The 13,576-nt window shown below is 73.7% G+C and carries 14 protein-coding genes; 1 reads left to right on the top strand and 13 read right to left on the bottom strand.

Translation table 11 applies throughout. From position 1 onward, the window contains the following. Positions 1-67: 67 nt before the first annotated feature. The 4 genes from ACGFRF_RS07050 to ACGFRF_RS07035 all read right to left on the bottom strand — a co-directional run bounded on the left by ACGFRF_RS07050 (position 68) and on the right by ACGFRF_RS07035 (position 4,569). A complete protein-coding gene (locus ACGFRF_RS07050) occupies positions 68-859 on the bottom strand; it encodes a TIGR04222 domain-containing membrane protein (RefSeq protein WP_393737567.1) in 792 nt (263 codons plus the stop codon). Positions 860-956: 97 nt separating this feature from the next. After that, positions 957-1,727 carry a DUF4142 domain-containing protein gene (locus tag ACGFRF_RS07045; protein ID WP_393737566.1) on the bottom strand — a complete coding sequence of 257 codons (771 nt, stop codon included), beginning with the start codon at positions 1,725-1,727 and terminating at the stop codon, positions 957-959. Positions 1,728-2,230: 503 nt separating this feature from the next. Then, positions 2,231-3,628 carry a DUF692 domain-containing protein gene (locus ACGFRF_RS07040; protein ID WP_393737565.1) on the bottom strand — a complete coding sequence of 466 codons (1,398 nt, stop codon included), beginning with the start codon at positions 3,626-3,628 and terminating at the stop codon, positions 2,231-2,233. Positions 3,629-3,855: 227 nt separating this feature from the next. Further along, on the bottom strand, positions 3,856-4,569 hold the full coding sequence (locus tag ACGFRF_RS07035) for a peptidyl-tRNA hydrolase (protein ID WP_393737564.1): 714 nt from the start codon (positions 4,567-4,569) through the stop codon (positions 3,856-3,858). A 96-nt stretch (positions 4,570-4,665) separates the two neighbouring features. Here ACGFRF_RS07035 and ACGFRF_RS07030 point away from each other — a divergent pair, with 96 nt between their 5' ends. Further along, the gene (locus ACGFRF_RS07030) at positions 4,666-4,842 is read left to right on the top strand and encodes a hypothetical protein (protein WP_393737563.1); all 177 of its coding nucleotides are present in this window, start codon (positions 4,666-4,668) and stop codon (positions 4,840-4,842) included. Here ACGFRF_RS07030 and ACGFRF_RS07025 read toward each other — a convergent pair. The 9 genes from ACGFRF_RS07025 to zapE form a co-directional block, all read right to left on the bottom strand. Then, entirely contained in the window at positions 4,834-5,016 is a 183-nt protein-coding gene (locus ACGFRF_RS07025; RefSeq protein WP_393737562.1) for a hypothetical protein, read from the bottom strand. The genes ACGFRF_RS07030 and ACGFRF_RS07025 overlap by 9 nt on opposite strands. Before the next feature lie 17 nt (positions 5,017-5,033). After that, on the bottom strand, positions 5,034-5,882 hold the full coding sequence (locus tag ACGFRF_RS07020; protein ID WP_393737561.1) for a polysaccharide deacetylase family protein: 849 nt from the start codon (positions 5,880-5,882) through the stop codon (positions 5,034-5,036). Between the two features lie 93 nt (positions 5,883-5,975). Continuing rightward, positions 5,976-7,499 carry an FAD-dependent oxidoreductase gene (locus ACGFRF_RS07015; RefSeq protein ID WP_393737560.1) on the bottom strand — a complete coding sequence of 508 codons (1,524 nt, stop codon included), beginning with the start codon at positions 7,497-7,499 and terminating at the stop codon, positions 5,976-5,978. A 28-nt stretch (positions 7,500-7,527) separates the two neighbouring features. Further along, entirely contained in the window at positions 7,528-8,385 is an 858-nt protein-coding gene (locus ACGFRF_RS07010) for a PPK2 family polyphosphate kinase (protein WP_393737559.1), read from the bottom strand. 167 nt (positions 8,386-8,552) lie between these two features. Further along, positions 8,553-9,419: a slipin family protein gene (locus ACGFRF_RS07005; protein ID WP_393737558.1), complete on the bottom strand. Its 867-nt coding sequence runs from the start codon at positions 9,417-9,419 to the stop codon at positions 8,553-8,555. A 154-nt stretch (positions 9,420-9,573) separates the two neighbouring features. After that, positions 9,574-11,088: a SulP family inorganic anion transporter gene (locus ACGFRF_RS07000; RefSeq protein WP_393737557.1), complete on the bottom strand. Its 1,515-nt coding sequence runs from the start codon at positions 11,086-11,088 to the stop codon at positions 9,574-9,576. A gap of 8 nt (positions 11,089-11,096) precedes the next feature. Then, positions 11,097-11,675 (bottom strand): carbonic anhydrase, encoded by a 579-nt coding sequence (locus ACGFRF_RS06995; RefSeq protein ID WP_393737556.1) that lies wholly within the window; start codon positions 11,673-11,675, stop codon positions 11,097-11,099. Between the two features lie 82 nt (positions 11,676-11,757). After that, positions 11,758-12,153 carry a hypothetical protein gene (locus ACGFRF_RS06990; protein WP_393737555.1) on the bottom strand — a complete coding sequence of 132 codons (396 nt, stop codon included), beginning with the start codon at positions 12,151-12,153 and terminating at the stop codon, positions 11,758-11,760. A 198-nt stretch (positions 12,154-12,351) separates the two neighbouring features. Continuing rightward, entirely contained in the window at positions 12,352-13,455 is a 1,104-nt protein-coding gene (gene zapE / locus ACGFRF_RS06985) for a cell division protein ZapE (RefSeq protein WP_393737554.1), read from the bottom strand. Positions 13,456-13,576: the final 121 nt, after the last annotated feature.

Raw genomic sequence — 13,576 nt, 5'->3', positions numbered from 1 at the left:
GGGTAAGGCAAGCACCACCCGGCCGGTGTCGGCGCCTTTGCCCCCTATGCGCCCCCCGAAGGTGTCCTCACTCCCGCCACGGCTGATCGCGGTGGGCGAAGGCCGCGCGCAGCTCCGGCTCGCCGATCGCGCGGATCCCGCGTACGGCGACGGAGGTGAGGGACGACCGCTCGTCGCCGGCCGGGCCGGGGGTGAGCGTGCCCAGCAGCCGCTGCCCGGCCGGGGATGCCCAGCGCGAGTACGGGTGCGCCTCGAACCGGGCGAGGGCGAGACAGCTCAGGGACAGCGTGAGGGGCAGGGCGAACCACAGCCCGACCAGGAGTCGTGGCGTCCCCGTCTGGACGGGCAGCAGCAGCGCGGTCGTGCCCAGCACCGTCACGGCCAGTGCGGCGGCGCGCACCTGGCGCACGGCGGTGCCGACGGTCGTAGCGGCGCCGTCGGGGACCGCGAGCCCCGCGCGCACCAGCCCGTCGGCCAGCCGGCGCACCGCCTCCGCACCGGCCGCCCGTGCCCGCACCGGAGCGATCCGGGACTGGCCCTCCGGGCCGATCGCCCCTATGACGGACTGCTCGATCTCGTCGCGCCCCCGCGGGTCCACGACCGTGGCCCAGCCGGTGTGCGCGAGCAGCAGCCGCCGCTGCCGGGCCATGGCGACCAGCGTCACCTCGGCGACCCGAGCCGGGCCGCCGGACAGGAACGCCGCCTCGTACAGCGTCAGATCGCGGTCGGCCGCCGTGACGTCCGGGGCGCCGGTGGCGCTCGTGTCGAGGGTTGCCGCACGGACGGCCGCCAGGCACAGCCGGGTGCAGGTGATGCCGGCGAAAGCCCAGGCCAGGAGGAGGAGTAGGACCCAGAACATGACGTGTTTCTACGCCAGTGGCGCGCGAAAAAGCCATGCCCTGTTCAAGATCCGGACGGCGCGTCGCCGGTATGTGACGTTCCGTCTCCCGTGCAGGTCAGGGGCTGCTCGGCTGCGGCGGCGGGCTGGTGGTCGCGGGCGGCAGGGTGTACGTCGCACCCGGTGACGGCGCCACCGGGACCGCGGCGCTCGGGGCGACCGCCGGCGGGGGCGGGACGGGCGTGGCCGAGGCGGCCAGGTCACGGGACAGGGCGGCGAAGTCGACGTATCCCGTCGCCTCCAGGACCCTGATGTGGTCCAGGACGGTCGCGTTGGCGTCGTCGGCGAGGTCACGCACCAGGGAGTTCTGGGTGCCGGCCCGGATCTGGGCGACCAGGGAGAACACCCGGCCGTGCGCCAGGCGCAGGATGCCGGCGAACCGGCGGTCGAAGTCCTGCCCCTGCGCCGACTCCAGAGTGGCCAGCCACTCCTTCTGCTGGTCGTTGGGTTCGTTGGGCAGGGAGACGCCGAGCTGGGTGGCGACGGTCCGGACATGCGCGTCGAGGGACGTGTGCCCGTCGACGAGGTGCTGTCCCGCCGTGCGCACGGCGGGCGTGGTCCCCTTCCGCTGCGCCAGCTGACCGGCGGGCAGCTCCCACAGTCCAGCCAGCCGGACCTTGGTGACGAAGTCCCGGTCCTGTGCGGACAGGGGGCCGTACGGGGTGGTGACCGTGTGCACGCTCAGCACGTTCGCGCCGGTCGCGTCCTGGCGGTCGGCGTACGACCAGAGCGGGAAGAGCAGCGCCGCGATCGTCGCCGCCAGGCCGGTGATGACGAGCCCGGTGCCGCTGAATATGCCTCGGCCCTTGATCGGGGGTCGCGGTCGCATGGCGCCTCCTGTACGGCACCGCACACCAGGGGTGCTTGAGGGTGAGTGGGTGCGGCTTGGCATATTACTGCGGGCCCGGAGAGGGCCGGCACGGCGCCGTCGAGCCGACGGCCGCCCGTCGGCTGGGGGTGCGAGGTGGCTGGGCGCGCAGTCCCCCGTGCCCGCGGGGGGTGCGTGGCGTCGGTCTTGTGGCTCGGTAGCTGGCGGTCGTCGTGCGGGTGCGGGTGCGGGTGCGTGGTCGCTGGTTGCGGCGTCCCCGTGCCCGCGTGGGCGCGTGCCGTCGGTCTCGTGGCTCGGTAGCCGGCGGCCGTCCGTCGGCTGCGGGTGCGGGGTGGCTGGGCGCGCAGTTCGCCGCGCCCCTCGAGGGTCGCGTGGATTCTCGCGCGCTCGGGAGTTGCCGTGCCGGCGTGGTTGCGGACAGGCGTGCCGCTGGGGCGGCACGGGTGGGTGCGGCGCCCGGCCGGCGTGGGCGAGTGCCCCCGAGCCGTCGCCCCCCGGCGCCCTCAGCCCCTCCGCAGCAGTACCCTGCGCGCCGCCCGAGCCACCCGCGTCGCCGGCCTGTGCGACCTCGGCGCCGGACCGGCACGGTCCAGCCACCACTCCCGCAGGGCCCTGCGTGCCTCCGCCTCCTCCGGCCGCCCCGCCCTCAGCAGGTGGCCGGCGAAGTCCAGCGCGTCCCGCCGGTATCCGCCGGTCATCGGCCGTTCCCGCGCGTACTCCAGGAACGCCGCCCGGTACCCCGCCCCCAGAATCGCCGGCACCTCGGGCGCCACCTTCGCCACCACATCCGCCCGCTTCGCCGCGAGCGCCCGCGCCTGCACCCCCATCCGCACGCGGTCGAAGCCCTCCGGCACCGGCGTCCCGGCCACCAGCGCCGACAGCACCGCGGCCTGGGCGACCCCCAGCCGCTCCCGGGCCGCCTCCCGGGCACCGACGCCGACCGCCGGGCGCGACAGGACGGCAACACCCGTGGGCCCCACGCCACCGGCACCGGCAGCCGCGCCTCGGCCCCCTCCACCACCGCCACCCGCGGCCGCGGTCGCCGTGCCCCCAGCCCCGACAGCTGCCGCTCGCCCACGTCCCTCCCGCACCGCCTCCCGGATCGCGGTCAACTCCCCCTCGAGTTCCGCCGGTGCCGGGAAGTTCTCGTCTCGTTCCAGCAGGACGCCGGGTGGCGTGGTGCGGGAGGCGAGGTCGGTCAGGAGGGTGAGGACCGCGGGCGGGACGGGGTGTGCGTGGCTGTCGTGCCAGACGCCGTCGCGCTCGAAGCCGCCCGCGACATGGACGTAGGCGATCGCCTCCAGCGGCAGCGCGGCCAGCGCCTGTGCCGGGTCCTCGCCCCGGTTGACGCGGTTGGTGTGCAGGTTGGCCACGTCGATGAGCAGTCGTACCCCGGTCCGTTCGACCAGCTCGGACAGGAACTCCCCCTCGGTCAGCTCCTCACCCGGCCACGAGAACAGCGCGGCGATGTTCTCCAGGGCCAACGGCACCGGTAGCGCGTCCTGGGCGATACGGACGTTCTCGCACAGCACGTCCAGCGCGTCCCGGGTGCGCGGCACCGGCAGCAGGTGTCCGGCCTCCAGCGACGGGGAGGCGGTGAGCGCGCCGCCCGCCCGGACGAACGCGATGTGCTCGGTGACCAGCGGAGCGCCGAGCGCCTCCACCCGCTCGGCGAGCGCCGTCAGCCGTCCCTCGTCGGGGCGGTCCGCGCCGCCGAGGCCGAGGGAGACGCCGTGCGGGATCACCGTCACCCCGCGCTCACGCAGCCGCAGCAGCGACTCGGGGAGGTGACCCGGGCAGACGTTCTCCGCCACGACCTCCACCCAGTCGATGCCCGGCATGCGCTCCACGGCGTCCGCGATCTCCGGCCGCCAGCCGATCCCCGTGCCCAGTCGCCGCATGGCGCTTCCCCCTCCTCGTCGACCCGGTGCTCGTGCGTCGAGTGACGGGGGTATGGCCCCGGCGGGCGGCCCCGAATCCCCCCGGCGCCGCCTTCAGAGCAACATTTGAGGTTCCGGCCCGGGTGGTCCCGAGCCGCGACCTCACCGGTTCCGAGCCGCAACCGCTCGCGCGGGCGTGCGGTCCGGCCGTCGGCGCGGTACGGGCCGCCCACGTCAGGGCCGCCCTCCTAGCGCAGCGCGGGGTGATCGGCGACGACCGTGCAGGAACCCGGCGCGATCTCCGTGAAGCCGGCGTCCCGGACCAGCGGCAGCCCGCTGCCGGTCAGCCGGCTCCAGTCGGCGGGGTCGGCGGTGCGGACCGAGAGCGGGAAGCCGGCCTCGCGCCATTCGGTCCGCTCGGCGTCGGACAGCGCCCACCAGGCCAGCTGCGCGCCGTGCCCGGCCTGGGCCATCGCCTTGCCGGCCGACATCTCCAGCTCCGGGTTCAGCCACAGCACGGGTTCCGCGGTGTCGGCCGCGGTGGGCGGCTCGGGGTCGTCCAGTTCGGTGCCCGACACCTGGAGCTTCGCCAGGTCCTTGGGCCAGCCGTCCAGCGGGACCGGCGGGAAGACCCGGACCTCCGCGGACTTGCCGGTGACCGTGATCCCGGGCAGTGCCTCGGCGCGCCGCCACTCGGCACCCCGGGCCCGGCGGACGACCTTCCGGATCCGCGCGTCCTCCCAGTTCCGCACGGACTCGGCCCACTCGCCGTCCCCGCGTGCCCGTTCGTCGCCGAGCAGGCGGAGTACGGCGCGGGCGGCCGTCTCCAGTGCGTCGGTACGGGCGGGCGGCGCACTCCGCTCGATCCGAACGACGAGGGGCAGCACGAACTGCGGGGCCTCGTCGCGGGGGTTGCGCTCGGCCTGGAAGGGACTGTCACCGGAGGCTGGAACTTGGCTCACGACAGCCCACCCTACGAAGCCGGGGACGAGCGGATCAACGCGCGTGCCCCGCGGAGCGGATTTCCGGCGACCGCGAGGAACCGGCCAGGCGAGGCCGTGCTTCTGTCGGTGGTGCCGGCGGGCTCCCCGGCGCAGGCCGCGATCAGCGGCCTGGTCACGGGTGCGCGGACCGGCCGTGCCCCGGTGCCGCTGCTGCCGCCGGCCGGGGCGGCCGTGCTCGCGGCCGGGGCCTTCGCCCTGGCCGGCCGGCTCAGCGCCCGTCGGTCAACCTGAGCAGGCGGTGCGCTGCGCCTCCTGCCACTCGCACACCGGGCAGAGCGTGATGCCCTTGTACGACTCGGGGTACTCCGTCGGCTTCCGGCACAGCACGCACTCCGCGTACGGCGGGCCGTCGGCCTTCGGGGGCTTGGTGGCGTCGATGATCGTGCAGTAATCCGCGTCGCTCATGCTCCCAGCGTAGGCGTTCAGCGGCGGCCGCCTGCCTGGCCGATCAGCTGGGAGACCTTCACGAACCGGTATCCGCGCTCGCGCAGCTCCGGTACGACCGTGCGGACGACCCGTTCGGTCGTCGGGGCGGCGCTGCGGGTGCAGTGCATGACGACCACCGAGCCGGGCTTCACCCCGTCCAGTACCTGCCGGGCCACCGGGTCGGCGTCCGTGGCGAACGCGTCACCGCTGATCACGTCCCACTGCACGGCGGTCACCCCGAGCCCGCTCAGCGCGCGCAGCGCCTGCTGGTCGTAGCAGCCGCCCGGGAAACGGAAGTACGGCAGCGGGTTCGGCACGCCGGCCTTGCGCAGGGAGGCGTACGCCCGCTCGACGTCCGCCCGCATCCGGTCCGCGCCGACGGTCGGCAGGCCGTAACAGTCTTCGGTGAACGCGTAGTGGCTCCAGGAGTGGTTGGCGACCTCGAACTGCGGGTCATGGCCGAGGCTGCGGGCCTCGGTCGGGTACTGGTCGGCCCAGCGGCCGGTCATGAAGATGGTCGCCGGGACCTTCAGCGCGCGCAGGGTGCCGATGAGGTCCGGGTTGTCGAAGTGCTCCCCGGAGGCCGCGCGGGGCCCCTGGTCGGCGGTCATGTCGGCGTCGAAGGTCAGTGCGACGGTCTTGCCCAGGGTGCGCGGGCCGTGCTCGAAGACCGGGGTCAGACCGCCCGGTCCCGGGGCGAGCACGGGCGGACGGGTGGCGGACGGGGAGGCGGAGGCGGTGGACCCGGCCGGGCGCGGGGTGTCCGTGGGGTCGGTCGTACCGCAGGCGGCGAGGGCCGCGCCCAGGGCGCAGACGGCGGTGATACGGCGTACTGATGGGATCACCGTACGACCGTAGGGCTGCATGTCCGTTTGTATGGTGATATGGCTCGTGGCGTCGCGGTACGGTCACCCGCGCGGCGGGCGGGCTCTCCTCGGTCAGTCGAGGTCGCGCTGCTCCAGCGGCTTGACCGCCGGGCCCTGGATCACCTTGCCGTCGACGTCGAAGCGCGAGCCGTGGCAGGGGCACTCCCAGGCGCGCTCCGCCCGGTTGAACGAGACCAGGCAGCCGAGGTGGGTGCAGCGGGCCGACACGGCGTGCAGGGCACCCGCGTCGTCACGGTGCACGGCGATCCGCTCGCCGCCGGCCCGGACCAGCGCGCCGTCGCCGGGCGCCAGGTCGTCCACCGAGGTGGCCGGCTTCAGCCGGTCGCCGACGAAGTGCCGGGCCACCTCCGCCTGCGTCTTGAGCAGCGACGGCGCCTCGCGCACCACCGACTTCAGCCGGCGCGGGTCGTACAGCTCGTGCCACGGGCAGTCACGGCCGGTGATCAGGGCGGTCAGCAGCAGCCCGGCCATGATGCCGCCGCTCAGGCCCCAGCCGCCGAAGCCCGTGGCCACATAGGTGTGCCGGGCCCCAGGGTGGAACCGGCCGACCAGCGGGACGGTGTCGGTGGACTCGTTGTCCTGCGTGGCCCAGGCGTGGTCCAGGGCCACCCCGGGAAAGTGCTCCTCGGCCCAGGCGGCGAGCCGGTCGAAGCCGGCCCCGGGATCGCCGGTGCCGGGCGTGAAGTGCTCCCCGGTGACGACCAGCAGCCGCTGCCCGTCCGCGCCGTACGGCGCGGTGCGCACCGAGCGGGTGTTCTCCTCCGGGGTGATGTACATGCCCTCCGGGTCCGGGCCGTCGCGCAGCACCCCCGCGACGACCAGTTCCCGGCGCGGGGACAGCCGGGCGAACAGCAGGGCCCGGTCGAACACCGGATAGTGGGTGGCGATCACGACGTCCCGGGCGGTCACCGTCGCGCCCGCCTCGGTCGTCAGCCGGCACGGCTCGCCCTCCGCCAGGCCGACGACCCGCGTCTCCTCGTACACCTGGCCACCGCGCGCGATCAGGTCGGCGGTGAGCGCCCGCAGGTACTTGATCGGGTGGAACTGCGCCTGCCCGGTGACCCGGACCGCGCCCGCCACCGGGAACGGCAGCCCGGTCTCCGTCGTGAACGCGGCCGGCAGCCCCGCCTCCCGCGCGGCCTCCGCCTCCGCCCGCACCTCCTGCGCCCGCTGCTGGTCCCGCACGTAGGTGTACGCGTCCCGCGTCTCCCACTCGCACTCGATGCCCAGCTCGGCCACGAGCGCCGCCGCGTGCTCGATCGCCTCCGACTGCGAACGCGCGTACAGCCGGGCCCCTTCGGGCCCGCGGGTGCGCCGGAGCCGGTCGTAGACGAGCGTGTGCTGGGCGGTCAGCTTGGCGGTGGTGTAGCCGGTGACCCCGGCCGCCACCCGCCCGGCCTCCAGCACCGCCACCCGCAGCCCGGCCCGGGCCAGCTCGTGGGCGGTGCTGAGGCCGGCCATCCCCGCGCCGACGACCGCCACGTCGACGTCGAGTTCCCCCGCCAGGGCGGGGTGGGACGGCCCTGGGGCGGTCCGCAGCCAGTACGAATCGGTGACCTTCCGCTGCTCGCGCATGCCCGACGGGTACCCCGCCGGGCACGGCTCACGTCTGCTTCAGCAGCCGCTCCCGGCTCTCGGCCACGTCGAGGTCACCCCTCGGATAGTGCGGGTCGAGGGCCCTCAGATGCTCCAGCAGGAGCCGGCTGATCGCCCAGTTCCGGTACCACTTGCGGTCCGCCGGGACCAGGTACCAGGGCGCGTGCGGGGCGGCGCAGTGTTCCAGCGCCAGCTCGTAGGCCTCCTGGTAGGCGGGCCACAGGGCGCGTTCGTCGATGTCGCCGGGGTCGAACTTCCAGCGCTTGTCGGGGCGGTCGAGGCGGCGCAGCAGACGGCGCTTCTGCTCCGCGTAGGAGATGTGCAGGAAGCACTTGACGAGGGTCACGCCGTCCTCGGCCAGCTCCCGCTCGAAGTCGTTGATCAGGCCGTAGCGGCTGCCGATCTCGGCGGGCCGGGCCAGATGCCGGACGCGGGCGATGAGGACGTCCTCGTAGTGCGAGCGGTCGAAGATGCCGATCTCGCCGGGCTCGGGCAGCGCGCGCCGCACCCGCCACAGGAAGTCGTGCGCGCGCTCCTCCTCGGTGGGCGCCTTGAAGGCCTTGATACGGCAGCCGGAGGGGTTGAACTGGCCGATGACGTGCTTGACCGTGCCGCCCTTGCCGCTGGTGTCCATGCCCTGCAGCACCAGCAGCACCCGGCGCCGGTCGCCCGCGGTGCCCGCCGCCCACAGCCGCTCCTGCAGCCGGGCCAGGCGCCTGCCCATGCGGGCGGTGTCCGCCAGAGCGGCGTTCTTGCCGTCCGGGGCGCCGGGCGTGGCCCGGGCGTCGTACCCGGCCAGACCGATCCGTTCGCCGATCGGGAGACGCAGCGTCCCCCGGAGGTCCTTGTCGCTCTTCTTCGCCACGGGCGCCCCCTTTTCGTCCGGCCGTCCCTCGATGGTGCGCCGCGGGCCCGTGCGGGCGCCAGCCGACGAGGGCGGGGGAGTGCGGCGGTGTCCGCGGGGGCGGGCAGGGACCGCCCCCGCGGACACCGGTCTTCCCGAGCCGTACGCGGGGCTTGCGCAGACAGGTCCTAGCCGGAGCGCGCTCCTGCGTCGCCGTCGGGCGTGGGCTGCTCGGCGCGCGTCTCCGTGAGCGCGGCGGTGTCGCGCTGCCCGCCGTCACCGCTCCGCGCGGGCGGCTGGTTGCCCCTTTCCAGGAAGTGCAGCAGTTCCACCGGGATGGGCAGGACCAGCGTGGAGTTCTTCTCGGCCGACACCGCCATCACCGTCTGCAGCAGCCGCAGTTGGAGCGCGGCCGGCTGGTCGGACATCTGCTGGGCGGCCTCGGCGAGCTTCCTGGACGCCTGCAGCTCGGCGTCGGCGTTGATGATCCGGGCCCGGCGCTCCCGGTCCGCCTCGGCCTGGCGGGCCATCGACCGCTTCATCGTGTCCGGCAGGGAGACGTCCTTGATCTCCACCCGGTCCACCTGGATGCCCCAGCCGACGGCCGGGCTGTCGATCATCAGCTCCAGGCCCTGGTTGAGCTTCTCTCGGTTGGAGAGCAGGTCGTCCAGGTCGCTCTTGCCGATGATCGAGCGCAGGGACGTCTGGGCCATCTGCGAGACCGCGAACTTGTAGTCCTCGACCTTCACCAGGGCGCTCGCCGCGTCGACCACCCGGAAGTAGACGACCGCGTCCACCCGGACGGTGACGTTGTCGCGGGTGATGCCCTCCTGCGCGGGGATCGGCATGGTGACGATCTGCATGTTGACCTTGTGCAGGCGGTCCACGAACGGGATCACCAGGGTCAGGCCCGGGGTTCGTACGTCCCCCGCGAGCCGGCCGAGCCGGAACAGGACGCCTCGTTCGTACTGCTTGACCACCCGGGCCGCCATCGCCAGGTATACGACCCCGATGGAGCCCGCCGCGGCGAGGGCGCCCAGCAGATCCGGGAGCATGATGACCTCCTCGCTCAGAGGTCGGTTCTGTCCGTTGCTGTAACGATATGCCTGGGTTGGGGCGGAAGCCATGGGCCGGCCGACTCGGCTGACAGGCGGCCGTGCGGGCCCGGCGTCCGCTCCCGGCCGGTGCCGAGGGGACGCCGGGCCGGGGTCATGCCGCCGGCGCGTTCGCCGGCTCCGTCCTCCTCGGGGCCGGGACCGTGAGCTGCACCGGCTCGGTGCCCGCCGCGCTGTGGCGTTCGGCCCAGTTCTCCAGGGCCGTGCGGCAGGCGTGGTCGAGGTGGTGGAGGCCGCAGAGGTCGAGGCGGACCGGGCGGTCCTGCGGGAGGGCCTCCAGACTGTCCAGGATCTTCGGCAGCCGCAGGAAGGTCGCGTTGCCCGAGAGATGCGCCTGGACCGGGCCCGCCCCCTTGTCGACGACCTCCAGCCGGACGTGCGAGGCCTCCCAGGCCGTCTTGACCACCGCCAGCGCCAGGCCGATCAGCACGCCCTCGAACATGCTGACCGCCACGATGGAGACGGCGGTGACCGACAGGACCAGCGCCTCGCCCCGGTTCTCCCGCCACAGCACGGTCAGCGCCCGGACCGGGACCAGCTTGGCGCCCGAGTAGATCAGGATGCCGGCGAGCGCCGGGATCGGGATGTAGGCGAGCGCGTCGGGCAGCAGCGCGGCGAACAGCAGCAGCCACACGCCGTGCAGCACGCGGGAGGCCTTCGTCCGGGCCCCCGCCTGGACATTGGCCGCGCTGCGCACGATCACCGCGGTCATCGGCAGCGCCCCCAGCAGCCCGCACACCGTGTTGCCGGCGCCCTGGGCGACGAGTTCCCGGTCGTACTCGGTGCGCGGCCCGGAGTGCAGCCGGTCCACGGCCGCCGCGCTGAACAGCGACTCGGCGGACGCGATGAGCGTGAAGGCGACGACCGTGCCGAGGGCACCGACGCCGGCCAGCTCCCCGAAGGCGCCCAGCGGCGGCGGCTGGATGGAGCCCAGCAGGCCCTGCACCTCGACGGTGGCCACCGGCAGGTCGAGCACGAACGCGGCCAGGGTGGCGAGACCGACCGCGGCCAGCGGACCGGGCACCGTGCGCAGCTTCGCCGGGGCGTGCTTCCAGAGGAGCAGCACGGATATCGTGCCGGCGCAGATCGCGAGCGAGGCCGGCGCCTTCCCGGTGCCGAGGGCGTCCAGGAAGGCGCCGGGCAGCTCGGCGATCTTGTCCAGGCCGGAGTCGGGGGCCTTCGCCGCCAGCGCCGGGTAGAGCTGGCCGGCGATGAGGACCAGACCGATTCCGGCCAGCATGCCCTCGACGACGGAGACCGAGATGGCGCGGAAGTAGCGGCCCAGTTTCAGGGCGCCCATGGTCACCTGGAGCAGGCCGGTGGCGAGCACGATGACGCCGAGCACCGGCAGGCCGAACTCCTTGACCGCCTCGAAGACGAGCACGGTCATCCCGGCCGCAGGCCCGGACACCTGCAGGCTGCTGCCACGCATCGTCCCGGTGACGAGGCCGCCCACGATTCCGGTGACCAGGCCGAGTTCGGCCGGGACACCGGAGGCGACGGCCACGCCCACGCACAGCGGGAGCGCGACCAGGAAGACGACGAGCGAGGCGGCGAAGTCCTGCTTGAGATGGGGGAAACGGTTGATGAGGGTGCGGTTGCTGGTCATCGGCGCGCTCACAGGGACTCGAAGGTGTCGGTCTGCGGGCGGTGCGTCCGTACGGCGCCGGTATGCACCTCGTAGTACCAGGCGTGCAGGCCCAGCCGGCCCTCCGCCAGCTTCCGCTCGACGCACGGGTACGAGCGCAGCCGCAGCAGCTGGGTGAGGACGTGGCTCTGGACGCCCTCGGCGACCTCGGGGTCCTCGGCCGCGCCGGCCGGGCGGGGGGTGGCGTGCGCCAGCCAGTCGCGCACGGCGGGTACGGCGGTCAGGTCGTCGCCGCGCACCAGCGCGCCGACGGCTCCGCAGTGCGAATGGCCGCAGACGACGACGTCGCGGACGCCGAGGACCTCCACGGCGTACTCGATGGTGGCGGCCTCGCTGGTGGGGTGCTGCGACGCGTAGGGCGGGACGATGTTGCCCGCGGTGCGCAGCTCGAACAGCTCGCCGGGGCGGGCGCCCGTGATCAGGGCCGGAACGACCCGGGAGTCGGAGCAGGTGATGAAGAGAACCTGCGGGGACTGGCCTTCGGCCAGCTTGGCGAACTCCTCAGGGCGCTGTCCGAAGGTACGGGCGTTGTCGATGAGGGGCTGCATATGTGTGGGTTCCTCCTGGCGCGCCGCACCGGCGCGTCGGACTTGAACGACTTGTTGTGGGGGGGAGTGAGCGGCCCGGAACTCAGCAGCGAAAGACCTGGAGCGCTGCCGCGGTGTGGGCTCTGGAGGCTCTTGAGGAGCGGTGCCGCGGGGTGCCGGAGGTGTCCGGCGAGCCCGCCTCGGCCGTCCGGCCGGTTATGAGCGGGTGTTCCTGCGCCCAGCCGGAGGCCGAGCCGCGCTGCCGGTCGCGTACGTGTGGGATGCCCACGGGTTCACCCGAACGGCCCGGGGCGCGGACCGTGTCCGCGCCGTCCCGTGCCGGCGTCGCGGAAGAGAGGGTTCCGGGCTCGGCCTTGGCCAGCGCCTGACCGAATGTGTGCGCGGGTGCGAAGGTTGCCGTGGGCGTGCGGAGCTGGAGCGCGAACAGTGCCGCGGCGAGCAGGGTGAGCAGGGCGCGGGTCGTCCTACCTCGGAACATGCGCCCCCCTTCACCGCGTTCGCATCTCTTGTGCGCACCAAGCATTGGTCAATGGATGGTCAAGAAACACGTTAGCGCCGCGCAGCCCTTTGCAGGGTTAACTGCGCGTTAAGTGCGCAAGAGAGCGTGAAAAATGCGGGTCGCGTGGCGTGAACTCACCCTTGACCCGCTGGGGTTTGATCGACTATCAGGCGGCGGTCAGGAACCGACGAGCCCCTTCGCGTCGCGGGCCAGCGCGGTGAGCCGGGATATCGCGCGGAAGTACTTCTTGCGGTAGCCGCCGTTCAGCATCTCCTCGCTGAACAGCCTGTCGAACGGCAGTCCCGAGGCCAGCACCGGGACCTCACGGTCGTAGAGCCGGTCCGCGAGCACCACCAGCCGGAGCGCCGTCGACTGGTCCGGCACCGGCCGCACACCGATGAGGCACACCGCCTTCAGCCCGTCGGTCAGCGCGCCGTACCGGCTCGGGTGCACGTTGGCCAGGTGCTCCAGCAGGTGCGGGAAGTCGTCCAGCGAGGCGCCCTCCGTGGCGTACGCCGCCTTGGCCACCTCCTCGTCGGTGAACGGGGCCGGTGCCTCGGGCAGGCCGCGGTGGCGGTAGTCCTCGCCGTCGATGCGCAGGGTGCGGAAGTGGGCCGACAGACCCTGGATCTCGCGCAGGAAGTCCGCGGCGGCGAACCGGCCCTCGCCCAGCTTGCCCGGCAGCGTGTTGGAGGTGGCGGCGAGCGCCACGCCCGCCTCGACCAGCTTGCCGAGGAGCGTCGACACCAGGACCGTGTCGCCGGGGTCGTCCAGTTCGAACTCGTCGATGCACAGCAGACGGTGGCCGCTGAGCGTCTGCACGGCCTGCTGGAAGCCGAGGGCGCCGACCAGATTGGTCAGCTCCACGAAGGTGCCGAACGCCTTGAGGGCGGGCTCGGCCGGGGTCGCGTGCCAGAGGGAGGCGAGCAGATGGGTCTTGCCGACGCCGTATCCGCCGTCCAGGTACACCCCGCGCGGGCCGGCCGCGGCCTTCGGTGCCCTGCCCTTGCCGAACCCGAAGAAGCCGCGCCTGCCCGCGCCGGGCGCGGGCGCCCCGCCGAGCCCGGCCGCGAAGCCCTCCAGCACCCCTACGGCCTCGGTCTGGCTGGGCTGGTTCGGGTCCGGGATGTAGGTGGCGAAGCGGACCGAGTCGAAGCGCGGCGGCGGCACCATCTCCGCGACCAGCCGGTCGGCGGGGACGTGCGGCTCACGGGCGCACAGGGAGAGGGGGCCCGCGTCGCTCAGTGGGCTGGATCCGGGGGCGGAGGTGGAGGACGACACGATTACCCATGCTAAGCGCCGTGTCAGACTGCACGACATGCGACGCCTGTTCCCTGTGACCGACGAAACAGCAGCCCAGCCCTCCGACGGGGGCATCGAGGCCTCCGGCGGGGGGCCGCGC

This window comes from Streptomyces sp. NPDC048521, assembly GCF_043199855.1.
In the GTDB taxonomy this organism is placed as follows: Bacteria; Actinomycetota; Actinomycetes; order Streptomycetales; family Streptomycetaceae; genus Streptomyces.
The sequence above is the reverse complement of the archived record's forward strand: the minus strand, read 5'-3'. Positions and strand labels throughout refer to the sequence as shown.